Consider the following 21,421-nt stretch of genomic DNA (forward strand, 5'->3'; position numbering starts at 1 on the left):
GCGCTAGCCGCCCCAGGCCATGGATGGCCGTTGGCGGCGTGCCCACGGAGCGTCGCCGGAGTGAGGGAACCCGACGAAGGAGGGCCAAACCGGGAGCCAATGGTTTTGGTTACTTTTCCCGAAAGAAAAGTGACCCGCCGTAAGGGCGGAACCGTAATCAGCAACACCCGCGATAACGGATATTCACACGCCCCCAATCGCGCAGGGTGTCAGACACACCGCATCGCAGCCTCTTAGGCGTGTCAGATAGACCGCATCGCGCCCGTCGTAACCTCCGAATGCTCCTACAGTGGACCGCATCCGGCCCGCAATCCACGCGGCGTCCGTTCAGAGGCCTGCGTTCATCGCAATAAAAAAGCCCCACATCTCTCGATGCAGGGCTCTTCCAAAACCACAGCTCAGCTAAAGAATCAAACCACCGCAGTCTGCCCGCTCATGGCCAGGTCCAGCAGTTCACGGTTGGCCACGGCATACATCGCGTAGTCATTGCCGCTCGCCGCCCGCAACTCCACCAGCATCGCGCGCCAGCGCTCGACCATCGGCAGGTGCTGCTCCAGCCACAGATTCAAACGCTCCTCGACATCTGCAGGACCATTGGCCATCTGCAGCACCGACACCGTAATCGCCCGCTGTTGCCAGTCGATATCATCACGGAACGCCTCACGCGCCAGGGCCTGCCAATTGTTCTCCACCGGCAGCGCACTGATCTGCTGCAAGTACCAGGTCACGTCCAGCGAACTGCCCACCGCGAAGTACACCTTGGCCACGTCCGCCGCGTTCTGCCCGGTGACGTCCGAGGCTTCGATGATCGGCAGCAGCGTGTACAAATGACTGGTGCCCGCGACCATCCGCGCCAGCAACTCAGGCACGCCGGCGTCGACGTACTCCTTGTAACGCGCCTGCCAGACATCCCGCGTCGGGCCTTCCAGCAGTTCGTCGAGTTTCAGGCCCAGCGCGGCGATGTGCGGACCGAAGTGCGCCACGTCACGTCCGGCGTCCAGTTCGTTGCGACGGCTGCGCAGGAACCAGCGCGTGGCGCGACGTCCCAGGCGCATCAGTTCGTCCATCAGCGCCAGCTGAATCTCAGCCGGGACCTTGTAGTCCAGCGCCTCGATCTGACGGAACCAGTGCGGCAGGTGGAAGATGTCACGCACGATCACGTAGGCGCCGGCCACGTTGGCCGCGCTCATGCCGGTGGAGGCCTTGAGCCGCTGGACGAAGGTGATGCCCATGTGGTTGACCAGATCGTTGGCGATCTGGGTGCTGACGATTTCGCGCTTGAGGCGGTGACGGCGCATGGATTCGGAGTACTTCGCGGCCAGTGACGGCGGGAAGGCGGTTTCCATGTCGCGGGCCAGGTAATCGTCGTCCGGCACGCGGGATTCCAGCAGCGCCTCGTTGAGGTCGATCTTGCTGTAGGAAATCAGCACCGACAGCTCGGCGCGGGTCAGGCCTTTCTTCTCGGCCACGCGCTCGGCGATCTGTTCTTCGCCGGGCAGGAACTCGATGGCACGGTCCAGTTTCCCGCGCGATTCCAGATCGGTCATCAGGCGCCGGTATTCCGCGATACGCTCGTAGGCGCGACGGGCTGCCAGCGACAACGCCTGAGTCTGCTTGTAGTTGTTGCCGAGCACCAGGTTGCCGACTTCGTCGGTCATGCTTTCGAGCAGCAGGTTGCGCTGCTTCTCGGTCATGTCGCCGGCCTGCACCACTTCGTTGAGCAGGATCTTGATGTTGACCTCGTGGTCGGAGCAGTCCACGCCGGCTGCGTTGTCGATGAAGTCGGTGTTGGTGGCGCCGCCTTCCAGGCCGAACTCCACACGGCCCAGCTGGGTCATGCCGAGGTTACCGCCCTCGCCCACCACTTTGCAGCGCAACTGATTGCCATTGACCCGCAACGCATCGTTGGCCTTGTCGCCGACATCCGCATGGGACTCGGAGGTGGCCTTGACGTAGGTGCCGATGCCGCCGTTCCACAGCAGGTCCACCGGCGCCTTGAGCAGCGCGTGCATCAGTTCGGTGGGCGTCAGCTTGTCGGCCTGGATGTCGAACCGCGCTTTCATCTGCGGCGTGATGGTGATGCTCTTCAGGCTGCGCGGAAAAATCCCGCCGCCTTCGGACATCAGGCTGGTGTCGTAATCGGTCCAGGCCGAACGCGGCAGGTCGTACAGGCGACGACGCTCGGCGAAGCTGCTGGCCGGGTCCGGGTTCGGATCGATGAAGATGTGCAGGTGGTTGAACGCAGCGACCATTTGCAGTTTGTCGGACATCAGCAGCCCGTTGCCGAACACGTCGCCGGCCATGTCGCCGATGCCGATGACGGTGGTGGTGTCCTGCTGCACGTTGATGCCGCGCTCACGGAAGTGACGCTGCACGCCGACCCACGCGCCCTTGGCGGTGATCCCCATCTTCTTGTGGTCGTAACCGGCCGAGCCGCCCGAGGCGAACGCATCGCCGAGCCAGAAGCCGTAGTCGATGGCGATGCCGTTGGCGATGTCGGAGAAGGTCGCGGTGCCTTTGTCGGCGGCCACCACCAGGTACGGGTCATCGTCGTCGTGTCGCACCACGTTGACCGGCGGCACCAGCTCGCCTTCTTTCAGGTTGTCGGTGATGTCCAGCAAGCCGGAAATGAAGATGCGGTAGCAGGCGATGCCTTCGGCCTGAATGTCATCGCGACTGCCGCCCAGCGGCAGACGACGGGGCAGAAAGCCACCCTTGGCGCCCACCGGCACGATGACCGAGTTCTTCACGTGTTGGGCTTTGACCAGGCCCAGCACTTCGGTGCGGTAGTCTTCTTCACGGTCGGACCAGCGCAAACCGCCACGGGCCACATTGCCGAAGCGCAGGTGCACGCCTTCGACGCGGGGCGAATACACGAAGATTTCGAACTTCGGCACCGGTTTTGGCAGCTCGGGGATCAGGCGCGGGTTGAACTTGAAGCTGAAGTAGCTCTTGTTCTGCCCGTTGGCGTCGGCCTGATAGAAGTTGGTGCGCTGGGTGGCCTTGATCAGGTCCAGATAGCGACGCAGGATCCGGTCTTCGTTGAGCACCTGAACGTCGTCGAGGGCGGTCAGGATCGCTTGTTCCAGACGCTGCTGCTTGTCGTCCAGGTCGTCGCCGGTCAACTTGCGCGCCAGGTAGAAGCGGGTCTTGAACAGGCGCGTCAGCTCGCGGGCGATGTCGGTGTGGTTGTTCAGGGTGCTGGCGATGTAGCCCAGATCGAAGCCCAGGCGGATCTGTTTGAGGTAACGTGCGTAGGCGCGCAGCAGCGCCACGTCACGCCACGGCAGACCGGCGGTCAGGACCAGTCGGTTGAAGGCATCGTTTTCCGCATCGCCGCGCACGATGTGGACGAACGCATCCTGCAGCGTGTCGTTGAGCTGCTGGATGTCCAGGTTAAAGCCTTCGCCGGCGGTGAAGGCGAAATCGTGAATCCAGAACTCGCGACCGCTCTTGTGGCGCAAGCGGTACGGGAACTCACCCAGCACCCGCAGGCCGAGGTTTTCCAGGATCGGCAGCACGTCGGACAGCGCCAGCGGGGTGTCGGCGTGGTACAGCTTGCAGTGCAGCTGCGCCTTGTCCCCGGACAGCGGCTGATAAAAGCTCATGACCAGCGGTTTGGCTTCGCTCAGGGCAAGCAGGTGCTGCATGTCGACCACCGCCGAGTGCGCGGCGAAGCGCTCGCGGTAACCGGCCGGGAAGCCTTTCGGGTAATCGGCCAGCACGCTGGTGCCGTGGGCTTCACCGAAGCTTTCGATGACCAGGCTTGAATAATCGTCCTTCCACGAACGGCAGGCCTGGACCACTTCGTTTTCCAGTTGCTGCGGGTCGATGTCCAGGGCGACTTTCGGGTCCACACGCAGAATCAACTGCACACGGGCCAGCACCGATTCAGAGAAGAAGGTCCAGAACTCGCAGTCGCTGGCCTTCAGGCGCTCCATCAGCACTTGCTGGATCTTCTGGCGCACTTCGGTGGAATACACGTCGCGCGGCACGTAGGCCAGGCAGTAGCAGAAACGGCCATACGGGTCTTTGCGCAGGAACACGCGGATCTTGTTGCGCTCCTGGATCTGCACGATGGACATCACGGTGTTGAACAGCTCGTCCACAGGCGTCTGGAACAGGTCGTCCCGGGGCAGCACTTCGACCACCTGGGCCAGTTCCTTGCCCAGGTGCGCCTTGGGATGGAAACCGGATCGACGCTCGATCTCTGCCACTTTGCGGCGGATGTACGGGATTTCCCGGACGCTCTCGCCGTACACCGACGAGGTGTACAGGCCCATGAAGCGGCATTCCTTGATGACCTTGCCGCTGGCGTCGATCTGGCGGATGGACACGTAATCGGGGTACGCCGGCCGGTGCACGCGGCTCGGGTGCGCGGCTTTGGCGAAGGACAGCAGCGTCGGCTCGTTCAGGTAATTGACCGCGTAGCCTTCGATCTGCAGGTCTTCGGCGGTGAGCCCGGCGCGCAACAGTTTGGTCAGGCCCAGGAACGAGGCGGGATCGTAAGTCAGTTGGCCGCCGTCGCTGTCGCCATTGACCTGGAATTCTTCGTAGCCCAAAAAGGTGAAGTGGTTGTTTTCAAGCCACTCCAGGAACGCCTTGATCTCGGATTTTTCGTCTGGATCGACGCTGTATTCGGTGGTATCGATGCCCGCCAGCAGCTGATTAAGCTTGGCTTTCATCGGCTCGAAATCTTCCACCGCGACCCGGACTTCGCCCAGCACCTGCTCCAGTTCGCGGGCCAGCATGCTCATGTCGGTGGCGCTGGCGCAGCGGTCGATTTCCAGGTACATCAGGGATTCTTGCAGCACATCTTCGCCGCTGGTGCCTTTGGGCAGCAGTTCGACCAGTTGGCCACGGGCGTCGCGTCGCACACTCAGTACGGTGGTTTGCAAGGTGTGGATGCTGTAGCCGCGGCGGTTGAGCTCGGTGCGCACCGAGTCCACCAGAAACGGCAGATCGTGGTGCAGGACTTCCACGGCGGTGTGCGTGGATTGCCAGCCGTGGCGCTCGTAATCGGGGTTGTAGACCCGCACTTGCGGGCTGGAATGTTCAAAGCGCTCAAGCAAACGCCAGGCAGAAAGGGTACAGCCTGCCAGATCGGAGAGCCGACGCTGGGTCAGCTCGTCCAGGGAAATGATGCCGAAGAACTGCTCAGCGAACAGCGCCACTTGTGGCAGTGCCTGTTCACTGATGTGCTGGGCCAGTGCCGCTTGCAGTTGGTGCTGGAAGTCGGACTTGCTGGCTGCGGTGAAGAACGCCATCTTTGGTACTCCGCTTGGGCTTTTATATACGGTCTTAGGAGAGATGCGTGGTGCCGGGTCGAGTGTCGCGTTTACCGCTGCACGAGGATAGTCAGGAAAACGTGACAACGAGCAAAGCGTATCGCTTTGCTTAAGTACTAACGCTTGTCGTGTGTGCGCCGTCACATCTGGCCGACCCGAATGAACCGCGTACACCGTCGCCCAGGCAGGCTCGGCTGTACAGCGTTTCATCTGCTGCGCAGCTTAACGAGACCAGCCGCGCGCCTGCTTGCGGTGCTGCGACATATTCGGACATCGGGTTGCTACGGGATGTTGCGAAAGCGGCGAAGGCGCCACCTGGGTCGAGATGACAACCCGGACCCTGTAGGAGTGAGCTTGCTCGCGAAGCGTTCTGCCTGACACACCGACGCAATCCCCTTCGCCAACAAGTTGGCTCCTATAGAACCGCGTCAGGTCTGACACCACGTAGGATTGTAGGAGCGCGCTTGCCCGCGATGACGGTGGGTCAGATACATCGTCGGCGACAGGCAAAATCGTTTCGCGGGCAAGCGCGCTCCTACAGAGGATCAAGGCAGAGGCAAATTTGCGCGAACACTGGCAAAATCCCGCTCAGCCCCCGACGCCCTCAAGGAACAGCCCCATGCGCATGACCACCGACAGCTTCATCTACAACCCCTGTGACGAGGAAGAAGATGACATGGCGCTGGCCTGTTGCCATGGGTCAAACGGCGACCTGTTCATGCTGGCGCGCTTTCCGGACGAGGACGAAGTCGACATTACCTTCCGCGACGACACCATTCACGTTGATGAGCAGATCATGGTGACCTTCAGCGCCACCCGCCTGCTGTTGGAGATTGACGCTGGGGACGCCATCCATCTGGGCGGTGATACGTCCTACGAAATCCTGCACAGCACGCCGGCCAGTGAGCTGGCCGATCTGGATGCAACGTTGCGAATCATCCTCAAGGATGTAGGGGCATATATCAGCGAAATCGGCTAGTGAGTGATCCGGTCGTGGCGTGTACCCGGCGGTAAGCGCCGCTTGGCCTCCCCTTCTTCGACCGACGCCACCAACGCCTCGACCTCTGCGCTGAACGCTTTTCCGCCGTCGAGCGCCATGTAGCGCACATGCAAGATGACGTCGGTCAGCGTTGCAAGCATAGCCTGCTGACTCTCGGATTCCTGGTTGGGGAAACTCAACGTCCAGTTGGAGATGGCACCGGTTCCTTCAAACGGGAAATAACGCTCATCGCCAAAGTCCAGCGTAGCCATGCCGTGGTCATCAACACCGCTGGAAAGACCGATCTGCTGATTGGATCGCGGGTTGAAGACGATCTGGTCCTGACGAATATCTTCGTCGCCTTCTGCCAGCTCCCCAGCCTGTTGATACAGGTATTTCACATTGCCGATCTGCGGCTTCAACAGGTAACTGCTGGACTGCTGACTCAGCGTTGCATGAATGTCTTGATAGGGTTGGAGCACGACCGGCAATGACACCGACACCCGCACCAGTTGGCGCAAGTAATGGCCGGGGTAATCCTTGTCGAATGTTGAGGACTTGAGCTGAAAATTGATTTCACCCTGGGTCCGCAGTGTCTCGACCACCGCGTCCCAACCCGTGGCAGCTGTCTGCGACGAGTAAGCAGCGCCTGGCTCGTAATCCTGCAATAGCGCTTTGAGCGACACGGTTTTTGTCAGTTCAAGGCGCCGCTCATGACGACTCAGATACGCCGACTCCATCTGCAGCAAGCCCAACTTAAGGGACTCGCCCGCTGTCAACCCGAAGCGGTTATCGGCCCAGGCGGTGGTCGAGATAAACCGCGTATCGCGGTCGCCAATTTCATACTGCCAACAGGCTTCGGTGCTCAAGCACATCGAGAGCACGGCGTCGTAGGCCTGGAAATACAGCGTCGACATCTGGCTCAGCAACCATTGATACAGCCCAGCACCGCAGGCCCGCCCTTTGATGAAGGCGTACATCGCTTGCGCCTGTTCCCGCGCTTTGGTGGCCTGTTCCAGGCTGGTTGTGGCCGACTGCATGTTCACTTCCTGCGCCTGGATCTGCTGATCGAGTATCTCCAGCTCGAACTCGGCCTGTTTGGCCATGAACTGCCACTCGTCACGACGGCGATTTTGCATGTCAGTGGTCAGTTGTACCTGGGCCAGCTCCGACAATACTGCAGCGGCACTCTCGGCTAATTCCGCCGGGCCGAAAGCAGCGCCGCCCCAGTGCATGCCACCGGTGGCACCACCGAACAGGTTAGGTGCCAGGTTGGCGAAGTGTCCCGCGGCACCCAGCGCCCGGGCAGCAACGGTAGAGCCCATCGCAGCCATACGCTTGCCATGGGCGGATTTTTCCAGGGCGCTGACATCCTTGCGCACTAACTCGTCGTAATACTCTTTGCGCGCGGCGACACCGCGACGACTTGCTTGCAACGCGTCGCGGCTTTTGCCGGCTTCATCGATGGCATTTTGTTGCAGGCGCTCGGCAAAGGTCGCCAGATCATCGACGATCTGCCCTTGCTGCAGCTCATCCTGCTCGGCGCGGTCCCGGGATTCCATGTGGTTGAGCACTAGCTGGGCAAAACGGATCAACATTTCCACCGCATATTGGGTGCGTGGCAGCATGGCGCGAAAACGATACGGCGGGATGATTGCCAGCGAGCCCAGGCGCCGCTGGCTCAGGCTCGAGCCGCTCAACTGCGCACGCAGCAGGTCCAGTGGATTGGCCGGGGCTTCGTACAGCGCCAGTTGCATCGGCTTGCCGTCCAGCGTCAGGTTGTGGCGCAGGTTGAACAGCCGTTGCTCCAGCTGGCTCCACAGGTCCAGCAACTGGCTGTTGACCGGCAGTCGGAAGGCCGCGAGATCAAGCAGACGCAGCCAGGGTGCGCCGTCGTCGCGCAACGGAATCAAGTCGCGCAGCTCGTCGAGCATGGACGACTCGAGCAAGGCAAAGGAACGCTTCTCCGGTTCCAGCACAGCAGACAGGGTCGCCGGCGTCCAGCGGCTGATACTGCGGCCCTTCGACAACGGGCCTAACAGGGAGCCTGCCCGAACGTACAGCAGCTTGGCCTCGTTGAGGGTGTCGCGGGTAACCTGGCGATACAACATGTCGCCCCAGGTCATGAGGTTGTTCACGTAGAGCATGAATATGGCTTTGCGGTAGTGCGATGGCGCCCCTCGCGCGATGGCGTCAGGATTGCTCAAACCTTCCAGCTCGATGTTGAAGCGATCAGGCAGGCCCAACGGACGGCAACTCCAGTACGGCAGCCAATCGGTTGTTGAAGGCGGCGGGTAAAGCGGAGCAACGCGCATTTGCGGATTGAACAGGCGCTCAAGCCAGGCCTGCGCTTCTGAGTAGTCGAACTCCTGCTGTAAGCGCCAGGCGACCAGGTGCGAGACGTGAAAGAAAATCTCCCAGAAATAAAGGCCATTGGCGCCGTCGAAGTCCAGGTAAACCGGCGCGGTCTGGCCGGGTAATTCAGGTTCTACGGTGTGCTGGGTTTCCCAGGACAGCGCGCTCTCCAGAGACAGGCTGGCTTTGCGCGACAGTTCCTTGGCGAAAAGGGTATTGAGGCGAATGGAGGCGGCACTGTCTTCGATGCCGATGGGGCCCAGATCCAGGTACTGCGCGCCTGTTGTGGTGGTATTCACCAAGGGCGCGGGGGCGGATAGGGGTTCACGAGTGACGGTGAACCCATTCCAGCCGTACTGATTTCCGCTCCCCGACCACTGGCCCCAAATGTAGGTTCGAGTCTGGGGTTCAGTCGCTGGCCAAGCGACGCGATAGACAGGAGTTCTGAGAGCACCATTCAATAGAGCATTCTGCCCGGGGATCCAGTCAACTGTTCCCGCTTCATATTTGCCAACCCCACAATTCACCAGCGCAGGGGTGAACTCAGGGGTGTAGTCATCACACGTCAAATAATAGGTCGTATCGACATTATAAACTTGCAACCCGCCACTTCCCGTATCAAAGCTTAGCTCATCGGGATTTACATCCAATGTCTTGACGGCTGAGTAGTATTGATAACCGCCAGCTTGTACGGTGGGGGTCAAGTCGCTGTACAGTATCATTCCCAAGGTACTGTCGCGGTGCAGCAGCTGTAAGCTGAACGTTGGAGTCGGCCAACTGACAGATTTGAACATCACTACATCAAACTTCATCACGCCGTCCTTGGCCCACACCACAATCGAATACCCAAAGGTATTGTTGTAGTCAATGGAGGTTCTGAACTTGAAGTTCTGATGTTTCATCACATTAACCGCTTTATCGCAAAACCCTTGCAGGACCAGTTGGCCGTTCTGCCACTGAGCCTGAAGCCTGAGACTGTCATTTACCGGATTCACCGTGCCAATCGTGGTGACCGTAGCAGAGCGATCCCACTCCACTGATGAGATTCGCCAATTGAGGTCGGCCTGTGCTTGGACTTCATCCAGGCGGAACTGAATACGCCGAGTGTCAGTCCCCTGCATAATGGCCAAGCCATTGGCTATGACCCCGGCCGAATCGACATGATTGAGCAGACTGTCACGGGCCACGACGTCATTGAAATTCTCGTCGTATCCATAGGATTGAAGGCCTACCGCGAGGCGCGACTTGCCGTTCGCGTCATGATCAGTGGCGGCGGCGAGCCGATAGCCTTTCTTCACCACACCGTTGCCATCGACTTCGTTCGCCACCAGCTCGTCCGCAGCCTGACCGGTGTGAAGCACAATCGGCACACTCCAGCCATTATCAAGCCTTCGATATGCCAGCTTCAGATGATATTTGAACTCACCGGTGGTAGCCCCGGCATCGTCATACACAGCTTTCCCGCATTCAGCCCAGACCGCATATAAACGCCCATCCATGACAACCGGCCGACAATGTTTTATATGTGCACCCGAGACCGAGTCAATCGGCAACCACTGTGTCCAGCTCGCCATAATCGGTTTTGTTGCATCGTCTCCCGGATATAAATACGCCTTGCGCCAATAAAACCCAAACGGCTCAATGCTTTGCCGCCCTATAAAATAGTAATCGGCGTCCACAAACTTCGTACTGTCCACATAACAACCGGTGATCTGCAGATTGCTGATCAGCTCGAATGCCTGCAGGTAGTTGCCCAACGCGCTTTGAACCGAATCCCGAGACAACCGGGCCTGGGCGATTTCTGATTCAAAGGTCTCGAACAGGGTCGTCTTGTCGAGTCGCAGCGTCGGGTCAAGATAGTTTTCAGGGTAATCCGCAAGCATCTGGTAGCCCGCCCACACGCTGTACTGCGACATGCCCTCGCGCCAGAGCGTCAGCGATTCGCGGGATGCATTGGCGTAGCCTGGCTCCATGCCATTGTAGATGGCATGAATATGTTGCTGGACGCTGGCAATGCTCTGCGCCACTCGACTGGTGTCCACCTGCCCGGTCACCTGATTGTCGATCAGCAGATACTCGTATAGATCGTCTTTGGTCAGCGCCGGACTCAACGCCGCGTTTCCCTGGGGAGCGAGCTGGCCCAGGTAGTAGGCGACCAAAGCATCCCGTCGTTGTTCTTCCAGAACCCCAATAATTGCCTGGCTCATGGCCTTGACCTCATCATCCGTTGATGTGCATAAGCAGCGCCGCCGCAGCGGCACGATCCTGTTAAAGGCTGGCGGCCAGCGTCGCCGCTAATCGACGCTGTTCAGCGGGTGGCAGCAGCGCCTTGACCTGTTGGGCAAACACTTTTCCACCGTCCATAGCGCGATAGCGCAAGTGGATGATGATGTCCTGCAAGTCATCGAACATCCGTTGCTGGGTCACACTTTCATGTCGCGCAAACGTCAGCGTCCAGCTCGATACCGCGCCGGTGCCCTCAAAGGGCAGGTAACGCTCATCGCCCGCCAGGGGCGTATGCAGACCGCTGTCTTCGGTATCACCGGAGATCGCGATCTGCTGCCCTGATCTGGGATTGGCGATGACAAACCTGGGATTGACGTCATCGTGCTCGCCCGGCAACTCATTGGCCTGCTGATACATGTGTTTGCAACCACCCAGATCAGCCTTCAACAAGTAGCTGTTTGTGAGCTGTCCGAGCACCGCCCGGGCGTTCTCGAACGGCCCCAGCACACCGGGCAGCGACAGCGTTACCTGTTCCAGCTGACGCAAGTAGTGGCCCGGATAATCCCGGTCGAACAGCGATGGCTTCAAGGCAAAATCAAGGGTGCCGGACGTACGCAACTGAGCGATCACGGAAGGCCAGCCTGCCTCGTTTTCGTCGGTTTGGTAGTCGGCCAGCAAGCGTCGCAGCGATACGGTTTTTGCCAGGTCAAGGGACCGTTCATTGCGCACAAGGAAGGCCGACTCCATCTGCATCAGCCCCAGCCCCAGGCTTTCTCCGGCCGTAAGCCCGTGGCGGTTGTCCTGCCATGCATTGACCGGTATGAAGCGCGTGTCGCCATCTCCGATTTCGTATTGCCAGCATGCTTCGGTGGCCAGGCACAGCGAAAACACGGCGTCGTAGGCCTGAAAATAAAGCGTGGCCATCTGCCCGCCCAACCACTGATACAGGGCGGCATTGGTGGCGCGGTTCTGGATAAATGCATAAAGCGCCTGCGCCGCTTCACTGTACTTGCGCGAGCGATCGCGTTTCAGTTGTGCTGAACGAATCAACATCTGCTGCAGCTCATCCTGCAGGGCGAGCGCCTCGACCTGCTTTTGCGCCTCGTCCTTGAGGAACGCCCACTCGGTGCGCCGCCGCTCACGGGCATCGGCACGCAACTGCGCTTCGGCACTGTCCGAAAAAAAGATGGCCGAACCCTCCAGCAGTGAAGCCGCCGCCCAAGGCGGCCCTCCCCACGTCCATCCACCCGGTACGGGGATAGGCACCGGGGCGCATATCAAGGTGATGGTGTTGGGAAGCGCGCTCAACGCACTGCCGGCTGAGCGCAACCCGGCCGCTACCATCCGTGAGGCACTGGCTCCGGCAAGCATCTGTTCGGCCGCCAATTCAGCATCGCTGACATCCTGTTCCAGCCACTGGTCGTAGGACGCGACTTTGGCCTTCAGTTGCTCACGACGTGACTTCAACGCTGCCAGATTAAGTTCGGCCTGCTCAATAGCCTGAGTGTCGAAGGTTTCCACGAACTGTGTCAGCTCCAGCAGATGAGCCTGTTGCAGGCTCTGCTGTTCGGCGCGGTCGCGGTTTTCCATATGCGCCTGCAATTGATTGCCAAACGCCATAAGCGTGTCTACCGCCGACCGCGCACGCATCAGCATTGCTGAAAAGCGGTAAGGCGCAATGATCGCCAGTGCACCCAGACGCCGGACGGCGGCGCTGCTGCCTGCCAGTTGAGCACGCAGCAGGTCCCGCGGGTTGGCCGGGGCCTCATACAACGCCAACTTCATTGGCCGGCCATCCAGCGTCAGGTTGTTGCGCAGGTTGTAGAGACGCGCGTCCATCTGGTCCCACAGGTCCAGCAGGCGGGTATTGACCGGCAGGCGAAACCAGGGGGCGTCGATCAGCCGAATCCAGGATTCGGCACCTAGAGACGCGCAAGTCGCGTGTTCGAGGGATGCGGCGGTTGATACCTCGAAAGCTGCCAACGCGTCATCCTCATGACGGGCGGCTTCAGCCAGGGTTTGGGGCGCCCATTGGCTGATGCTGCGCCCCTTTGACAAAGGCCCCAGCAGCGACAGTGCACGGACGTAATGCAACTGGGCTTCGTTCAAGGTGTCCCGCGTCACCTGCCTGTAAAGCGAGTCGCCCCAGGCAATGAGATTGTCCACATAGAGCATGAAAATGGCTTTGCGATAGTGTGAAGGCGCGCCATACGCGATGGTGTCCGGGTCCCGTGGCGCGGCGGTGTCGCGCGACGGGTCATCGGCGAAGGCCAAAGGTCGGCTGGTCCAGTAGGGCAGCCAGTCCACAAGCGCAGGAGCGGGATGCAACGGCGCCACCCGCGCCTGTGGATTGAACAGATAATGCAGCCATTGCTCAGCGCCCGCGTAGTCGAAGGACTGGTGTAAACGCGACGCGACCAGGTGTGGAAGGTGAAAGAACAGCTCCCAGAAGTACCGCCCATTAGCGCCGTCGAAATCGACGGGCTGGGGCTGATTGTTCGGTGCAGCGCCTTCGAGCATGTGCTGTGCCTCCCAGCCCAGCGCTGCCTCCACAGAGACCTCGGCCCTGCGCACCAGCTCACCGGCGAAGGCGGTGTTGAGTCGCACGTAACGCAGAGACGGCACCAACAGGCATTCCAGATCGATGAACTGGCTGCCATCGGCAGTGGTGACGACAGTGGGCATCGCATCGGAACGTTCTTTGCGGGTGATGGTGAATTCTTTGTAGCCCAAGCCGGAGGTGGTGCTTTTCATGCCGAAATGGACGGTCATCGTATTTTCCTGACCTGGCCAAGAATTACGTTTGATTTTTGTCCTTGCGCGACCGTTCAAAGTCAGCGAGCTAGACATTTCTCCAGAGTAATTCCATACCGCAAAGCTGAGCGTGGCAGGTTGGAGCGCATTAGTTCCATACCAGGGTTTGTCGCATATCCCAACAGCTTCAATGCCCCATGTTTCGTCAATCTGACGGACTTTGACTTCTACTTCAAGGTATGGGCTCAGCGGCCCGGAATAGTTATCGCCTGTCGGCGCCCACTCTACGCTTTCAAGGGCCCATATTTGGCCGTCCGTATCGGCCACCTCCATAACCATCTGTGCGCGGGCGCTGCTTATACCCAGCTGGCGTACAACTGCTGCTAATACCTGCGGAAATCTGTATACAGAATTCCAATACCTATCTTTGACCAATACGAAAGCATACCCCTGGACTAAAGCAACTGTTCTCTTCACGAATGCGATCACCAGCCTGGGGCCATAAACTGAACTACTGTAATCAGCGAATGCGCACAGTCCGTAGTCATCCGCTTCGATCGTCTCAACAGATGGCATCGGGTGCTCTATCAAATTGATCGCTGCACTCCATTGTCCATTAGACTGCAAGTAACTGACATTCAGTCGATAGATAAAACTGTCTTCCTTGGGCTGTTCATTTGCGTCCAGTTCTTCTCGTAGTTGTTCCAGCCACACCACATGCAAGCGCCCTTCCACAATCACCGGACGAATGTGGGTTATCTTTCCGGACGTTTGCGTTTCGATCTTTTTCCACTCAGTCCACGCGGACGGTGGCACCACCGGGCTGCTCCCATCCAGATCAATGGCCGCCTTGCGCCAGTAAAAAGCAAACGGCTCCACTGTCTGGCGGCCGATAAAGTAATAGTCGGACCGACAGAAATCCACGCCGTCGATGTAACAGGCCACCGTGTTGAGATTGCTGACTTCTTCGAACAGCGTCAGGTAGTTGCCCAACGCCTTTTGCACGGTATCTGTTGTCAACCGCGCTTGAGACAGATCCCCTTCCAGCGCCTTGAACGCCTCGGTCTTGCCCAGCCGCAAGGAGGGGTCGAGATAGTTCTCAGGATAGTCGGCCAGCATCTGGTAACCCGCCCAGGTGCTGTATTCACTCATGCCCTCACGCCACAATTGCCGCCTGCGAGTGTGCTCGGCAAGATCCGGAATCTCCTCGAACCCCGGCTCCATGCCGTTATAGATGGCATGCACATGCTGTTGAATGCTGGCAATACCCTGCGCAACCCGACTGGTGTCTACTTCGGCGCTGACTTGATTGTCGATCAGCAGGTATTCGTAGAGGTCTTCTGGGGTGACGATGTTTTCGGGCGCAGGGTATTCCGGACTTGGGACAAGTTGGCCGAGGTAGTAGGCGACCAGGGCGTCGCGGTGTTGCTGATACATGTCGGAGCGGAACACATTCCACCTCCCAGTGATCCAAGTAGCAAAAAGCATCAGGGCTTACAATGTCTTAGACCTTTAATTAATCTTCTCGCCTGGCACTTTCGACCAATAGAGATAACCATCATTAGAAAAAAACCTGGTAACGTCATAATCGTCACCCACCTCCGGCGAACCATCTATATCGATATAAAAATCCCACCGGGGACATGATTGCCAATAAACCAGTACCGTTTTTCGCAACTCTTTGGACGGCACTACAAACTCAACATCTCGCTCAGCGAACCAAGGTGGTGCCTTGGCAGTATGATGCTGCACCGAATTGCCCAAGAGATACTCACCCACATGGTAAACGCTAAGATTATCTTCCGAAACAGACTGTCGAACAAACAGTCTGTGAATTTCTCCGAGCTTATAGTTTATTCCTAACTCAACCGGCCCCGTACCTAATTTAAGAACAAGATCGTATAACCCCTTGCTCCATGGATCTGTAATGATGCTAAAGTCGTGCCCGTCAACACTTGAGAGCACCCGAACTCCAAGATCTTCAATATCGCACCCTATCAACGTGGGATCATCCGCTCCAGACTTCAAAGCGAATGGAACCCCTGCAATAGCCTTCCCACTTCCATCAATAAGCTTTACATTTAATGAATAACTTGAGCAGTAGGATAGTAGTCCTGGGCATTCTATGCCATCAGCTTCAACATATTTACCTGAAAGCTCAGTTACAAAATTAAAAAATGGGACGCCTGTGACTTGGAACTCAACAGTTTCACCCCCTGGAATAGCTGCAACTACAACGTGTTCCCCTTCCGAAAATACTGAACTGAAATTCGCTAATCCTTGCCTATCTGTTTTTGTTTCTACTTCTACATCACCCGACTTCCACACCACTGGCACAGCAGATAGATCCTGCCCACCTCCAGCGATCACAACGCTGAAAACAACGGGATCAGAACTCCCTAAAATATAATACTCAGCTGATAAATAAGACTGGCTGATCGTAGCCCTCTCAAATATCTCAACCTGAGCAGTAGACTTTTCTTCAACGGCCGAAGGCGAGGCAACAGTTACTGTTACAGTCCCCACTGCACTTACTTTGAATGTCGCCTTGGCATAACCTTCGAGATCGGTATTGCTGACTTCAGTCAGAGAAGCCGAAGCATCACTGCTGCTCCAGAATACTTGCGTATCAGTCGCAACTGGAGAGCCATCTATTTCTACAAGCCGACAAACAACTTCCGCTTCTACATCTACCACAACAAAGGATGAAAACCTCACGAACTGAAAATAGGGAATACTCACAAATTCCACTGATTGAAATTCGTTATAGCTTCCATTTCCATACTCCGCGCGTACGGTGGCGATTCCTTTTTTTCTGCTCTGAAGCATTGCAGTACCAACACCAAGCGAATTAGTGAACGTCTGATAGCGCTTGAACTCTCCATGGGTCGTCCCCCATATTATCTCCCTGTCAACCCCCGCATTTCCAAGATCATCCAGGAGCTCGATATCAAATGTTATAGTCCCGATGTTATTCGCGGACGCTACAGAAGGTTCTCGAGCCGGGTTCACGAAATGCAGTGATTCCTCTTCACAATCAATCACCAGCACCGGAGCCTTTAAAATTTCTCCCAATCCATAACTCGCAACCACGTTTGCGACACCCATGATGCTGCCGCTGGAAATCGTCGTCGAACTTATCCCTTTTTCATCCGTTGTGGTCTGGACCTGATCCAGTTCACCCAAATCTGTGCGCCAATGAACGGTGATGGCTTCAAACGGCTCATCCATAAAGTCACGCAACGTAATGGTGTACGTCGCACTGTCACCCGGCCGATTGGCAACCAGATAATCCGGCGTCACAGTAATCACACTGGAAAGACTCTGTCCCACTTCTTCCGCGGAGCTGCCCTGCGGCGATTCGGTCAGGCAACTCAACGCCAGTTCTGCGGCCTGGCGGTAAAGCTCGGTCGCACTGGTGGGGGTCAGCAGGTGCAGCGCCAATAACGCTTTGGCGTCCAGGTGGGTGTCACGGCTGAGCAACGCAATACGAACCGCTGTATCGAACTCGCGCAGGGTAAAAATGACGCCGGCTTCAGGTTCTATGTGAACAGCCGACGCTAACACCTCCCGCACACCCCAACGCAAGAAGCCGGCGAGCCGGTTGGCCGCACTGTCACGGATCAGGCGTTTGTCGCCATCGGTTGAGCCGGCCCACACAGTGTTGATCAGACGAAAGTAGTCGAGCACGGTGTCTTCGTTCTGTTCGCTCAAGCGCAAGGTCATGGCGTATTGAGTGAGGAAATAGACCATCTGAAGGGACAATTCGGTACTGACCAAACCAAACCAGTCAGGGTGCTCCGCTAGCTGGATGACCAATGCGGAGCTCAAGCCGAGATGGGAACTCACCGCTGCGCGCTTCACCAATGCCTCAAGTACCAACAGCACTTCATCGCCAATGGGTACGTTCGCGAACAGGGCAGTGCCGTATACCCTGACCACTTCGAGCAGCAGTGTGTAGCGGTCGCCTTTGGTCCAGATCACCAAGGCCTTCGCCAGATCGGCAGAGGTATTCAGATAGCTGCCGAGCCCCTCCATGAGCAATGCTTCCTGCGCACCGCGAGCGCGCATGATCATGTTGGTCAGTTTGGGGTGTAGCTCTTCAACGGCCAGGCCGTAGTTGTCACACGCGCTTTTAATTTGACTGCTCAGCGCGCTCTCGAAGGTCTCTTCGGTCTCGCCGTCGAGGTGTTTGACCAGGCCCTTTGCACCCGGCGCAGTATTTCCGTTGTCGATGAAGTCGCGCAGCGCCTCGAACCAGTCAATCGATTCACCGGTATAAACCTCTTTACCTTGTTCATCGCGCTGCATCGTGACCGACACATCAGGCGCCCCCACTTGAGCAAAACTACTGTCAGTAATCAGCGCCGCCGTCAGCCGCGAATGCATTTGCTGCAGCAAAGCGTGTTCGGCATCCGTGGCAATGGGCTGCGTCACGGGTGGCATAACCAGCTTGCACAACTGGGCGACAGTCCATTTGTTGTCCTTGAGCCAGACGCTGAAATCCACCAGCGCGTGCAACACGCTCAACGTGTCAGTGTTGTCCGAGCCGTAGTGCGTGGCGATCTGCGTGACGCCCGCCAGCTTGGAAACCAGATGACTGCCGCCATCATCCAGCAATTCAAGCAGCGCCAGGACTTCGACGGTATTCAACCCGAGATAACGCGGCAGTTTTACCAGGCGATAAAACGCTGAAACCACTTCTCGGGACCAGCGTAGTGACTCCCCGGCGTAGGTCTGTTGCACGACTCTGGCGACATAGCGAAACACCTCGTAGGTCATCCCCAGTGCCGCGCACAAGTGATTGATCTTCTGCCGCTCAGCCTCGTTCTCGGGGATGATCGAAAACGGCTGGTCGTCAAGAATCAGCGGCACCTCAAACAACGCCTGGCCGTTGAACACCCGATCGAATTGCGACGCCGTCTTCCCCCGTCCATACACGCCCAGCCCGTAGAGCAACGCGGCAAAGTCTTCGGCGGTGGCGCCAAAGCGTTTACGCACGATCTGAAACAACCCCAGCGAGCGCAGTGTGTTCTGGGTGATGTGGTAGGGGTTCGAGTCCCCTGCCTTTACTCTGCGCGTGACAGTGGATGCCTGTTGCTCGGCTTGCAACGAGGCCACCAGCAGCAGGTCCACTTCATGAAAGGGCAGCTCAAGCCAGCGCGATAAGCGGATCATCCGGTTCATGCGATCAAATCGATCAGGCGAGCTGCCGGTGAGGCGATGACTTGGCCCTGGACCGCCGTCCTGCGCTGGCAGCGTTTCAATGCCCATCGCCGGCAATGCGCCAGCGTTGATGTAGACCGAACCGGACAGGCTGCCGTCCACCGCCTGCCCCGCGCCCTCAGTGATGTTGGATGAACGGGTCGTTGCGAACGCACCGACGGACAATAATGCTTCAAGCTCCTCGGTGGTAAGCCCGGTGCGAAGGCAAAACGTCTGGGTGTCCTGCAAATCGACAAATCCGCCCACACCAAAGTTGTCCAGATAAAACGTTGTGGGAGTACCCGGGTCGGTTTCATCGCTCAACAGTCGGGTGCGCGGATCGATGCGGCCTCGGCTTGAACTCAGCGGATGTGCCGTAGCACCGTCTTGAGGAAAATACGGTGCTTCGAGCAGCAACCCCTGCTGCACCGGACCAAGCCCGGTGTCCTGAATCAGCGCGATGTCCGACAGCAAGGAATGCACACCGGGCTCCTTGAAGTACGGGTAATCAGGGTCTGCCGCGCGTATGGCATCGCCGAGCGTGTAATTCTTGCGGCCGAGGGCGTAGTTGATCTGGCTGGTGTAGCGCTCGAACGGCAGCGCATTGGGGTAGCGCGCCTCCAGTAGCGCATCGTCGACCGGCTTGTCCTCAAGCGCGATGCCGTCCAGATAACCACGGATCGAGCTCTCCAGAATCTCGTTGACCAACACGATGGTCGGCTCTACGCGGTTGAGCGCAGTGTGGTCGAGCAGCAGGTCTTTCAGATCTGGGCGCCGCGCGTCGAGGCTGATGATTGCGCTCTGATCACCGGAGGCCTCCAACTCCAGCGCGAACCGATACAGATCGGCCAGATAGGCAACGGGTGAAGTGGTGGCTTCAATGGCATCCGGCGGACAGTGATTGGCCCAGTCCGGGTTGAACATGTCTGTGTAGGTAGGGCCATCCACCAAACCTTTGATGCCTGACAGCGGGCGATTGGCCTGGCGCACCGAGGCAGTCAGACGTTGCTCGCGAAACTGTCGGGCAATCACGACAGACATCGCCTGCGCACGCGCATGGATATCGCGGGCTTCAGTGATGTGCATCTGCGGGTTTTGCTTCATCAAGCGGGGAATATCGGCTTGGGACAGGCTCAGAACCGAACTGAACTGCTGGGTCAGCGCAGAGATGCCGGCCTTGGTCTGCCGAGTATTGCCCAGCAGCATATCCAGGGCCGAAACGGACTTGGCGGAATTCTTGACGATCTTCTTCATGGCGGTGCTCATCCTGAGATAACGCTTCCATTAACGGATCACCGCACAAGATCCTTAAAATAATTCAAGCAGATCCACGCCAATCCGCCGGTCAGAACTGACTAACGGCGTAGTCATACAAGAGGCTTCGGCCTGCGACCCGCGACTACAGAGGGTAAGTAGCCGTAAAAAAAATCTGGGCAGTGTGCGGGCAGCTCTGAAAAACACTCTTTTTCGGCGCTGACGACCCGAGCGAGGATTCGTATCCTTGAACCCATTCACCACTTTGCGACACCATTCCCTGAAAATCCCGCAAAAACCCCCTTCGCCGTTAGTCGCCAGCCCCCGGATCGATTAAAGTAACGCCCCCAGCCTCGGTGCCGACTTGGCGCTGCTGCGAACCTGCCAGGAACCGTCATCGATGGAACATCGTGAAGCGTTGATCGCGCTGCGAACCTTTCTCTCAACACAGATTCTCGGGCAGGAGAAACTGGTTGAACGGCTCCTGATCGCCCTCCTCGCCGACGGCCACATGCTGGTTGAAGGCGCCCCGGGCCTGGCCAAGACCAAGGCGATCAAAGAGCTGGCCGAAGGCATCGAAGCGCAATTTCACCGTATTCAGTTCACCCCCGACCTGCTCCCCGCCGACATCACCGGCACCGAGATCTACCGCCCGGAAACCGGCAGCTTCGTCTTCCAGCAGGGGCCGATCTTCCACAACCTGGTCCTGGCCGACGAAATCAACCGGGCACCGGCCAAGGTGCAATCGGCGCTGCTGGAAGCCATGGCCGAGCGCCAGGTCAGCGTAGGTCGCAGCACCTACGACCTGTCGCCGCTGTTTCTGGTAATGGCCACGCAAAACCCCATCGAGCAGGAAGGCACTTACCCGCTGCCCGAAGCCCAGCTCGACCGGTTCCTGATGCACGTCAAGATCGGTTTTCCCGACGCGTCGGTGGAACGCAAGATCCTCGCCCAGGCCCGTGGCGAAGCCCTCAACGGCGAAACCAAACCCGAGCGCCGGGTCAGCCAGCAGGCGATCTTTGCCGCGCGCAAGGAAATCCTCGGCCTGTACATGGCCGATGCCGTGGAGGAATACCTCGTACAACTGGTGATGGCGACCCGCACCCCGGCCAAGTTCGACCCGGAACTGGCCGAATGGATTGCCTACGGCGCCAGCCCCCGCGGCTCGATCTCCCTGGACCGCTGCGCCCGGGCCCACGCCTGGCTGGCCGGGCGGGATTTCGTCAGCCCCGAAGACATTCAGGCGGTGCTGTTCGACGTGCTGCGCCACCGGGTGATTCTCTCGTTTGAAGCCGAAGCGGCGGGCGTCGATCAGGACAAAGTGATCCAGCGCATTCTCGACGTCGTTGCCGTTGCCTGA

6 protein-coding genes are annotated in these 21,421 nt (G+C 58.4%); 2 read left to right on the forward strand and 4 right to left on the reverse strand.

Features of this window, described 5'->3' with window-relative positions; all coding sequences use genetic code 11:
* Nucleotides 1-410: 410 nt before the first annotated feature.
* Nucleotides 411-5,267 carry an NAD-glutamate dehydrogenase gene (locus ABQX22_RS20045; protein WP_349801592.1) on the reverse strand — a complete coding sequence of 1,619 codons (4,857 nt, stop codon included), beginning with the start codon at nucleotides 5,265-5,267 and terminating at the stop codon, nucleotides 411-413.
* A gap of 640 nt (nucleotides 5,268-5,907) precedes the next feature.
* Between ABQX22_RS20045 and ABQX22_RS20050 the strand changes: the two genes are divergently transcribed.
* Nucleotides 5,908-6,267, forward strand: a complete 360-nt coding sequence (locus ABQX22_RS20050; RefSeq protein ID WP_349801593.1) for a hypothetical protein — start codon at nucleotides 5,908-5,910, stop codon at nucleotides 6,265-6,267.
* Here the strand turns inward: ABQX22_RS20050 and ABQX22_RS20055 are convergent.
* From ABQX22_RS20055 to ABQX22_RS20065, 3 genes are all read right to left on the reverse strand, one after another.
* Entirely contained in the window at nucleotides 6,264-10,829 is a 4,566-nt protein-coding gene (locus ABQX22_RS20055) for a neuraminidase-like domain-containing protein (RefSeq protein WP_349801594.1), read from the reverse strand. The two genes, ABQX22_RS20050 and ABQX22_RS20055, sit on opposite strands and share 4 nt — an antisense overlap.
* A 61-nt stretch (nucleotides 10,830-10,890) precedes the next feature.
* Nucleotides 10,891-15,054 carry a neuraminidase-like domain-containing protein gene (locus ABQX22_RS20060; RefSeq protein ID WP_349801595.1) on the reverse strand — a complete coding sequence of 1,388 codons (4,164 nt, stop codon included), beginning with the start codon at nucleotides 15,052-15,054 and terminating at the stop codon, nucleotides 10,891-10,893.
* A 60-nt stretch (nucleotides 15,055-15,114) separates the two neighbouring features.
* Entirely contained in the window at nucleotides 15,115-20,061 is a 4,947-nt protein-coding gene (locus ABQX22_RS20065) for a Tc toxin subunit A (protein WP_349801596.1), read from the reverse strand.
* 400 nt (nucleotides 20,062-20,461) lie between these two features.
* Between ABQX22_RS20065 and ABQX22_RS20070 the strand changes: the two genes are divergently transcribed.
* Nucleotides 20,462-21,421: an AAA family ATPase gene (locus tag ABQX22_RS20070; protein WP_268797174.1), complete on the forward strand. Its 960-nt coding sequence runs from the start codon at nucleotides 20,462-20,464 to the stop codon at nucleotides 21,419-21,421.

This window comes from Xanthomonas sp. WHRI 1810A (genome assembly GCF_040202885.1).
Taxonomy (GTDB): domain Bacteria; phylum Pseudomonadota; class Gammaproteobacteria; order Pseudomonadales; family Pseudomonadaceae; genus Aquipseudomonas.

What these genes read in the sequence shown, in the direction of transcription:
- ABQX22_RS20070 (WP_268797174.1), top strand. Translation starts at nt 20,462, where the DNA reads ATGGAACATCGTGAAGCGTTGATCGCGCTGCGAACCTTTCTCTCAACA.
- ABQX22_RS20065 (WP_349801596.1), bottom strand. Translation starts at nt 20,061, where the DNA reads ATGAAGAAGATCGTCAAGAATTCCGCCAAGTCCGTTTCGGCCCTGGAT.
- ABQX22_RS20045 (WP_349801592.1), bottom strand. Translation starts at nt 5,267, where the DNA reads ATGGCGTTCTTCACCGCAGCCAGCAAGTCCGACTTCCAGCACCAACTG.
- ABQX22_RS20050 (WP_349801593.1), top strand. Translation starts at nt 5,908, where the DNA reads ATGCGCATGACCACCGACAGCTTCATCTACAACCCCTGTGACGAGGAA.
- ABQX22_RS20055 (WP_349801594.1), bottom strand. Translation starts at nt 10,829, where the DNA reads ATGAGCCAGGCAATTATTGGGGTTCTGGAAGAACAACGACGGGATGCT.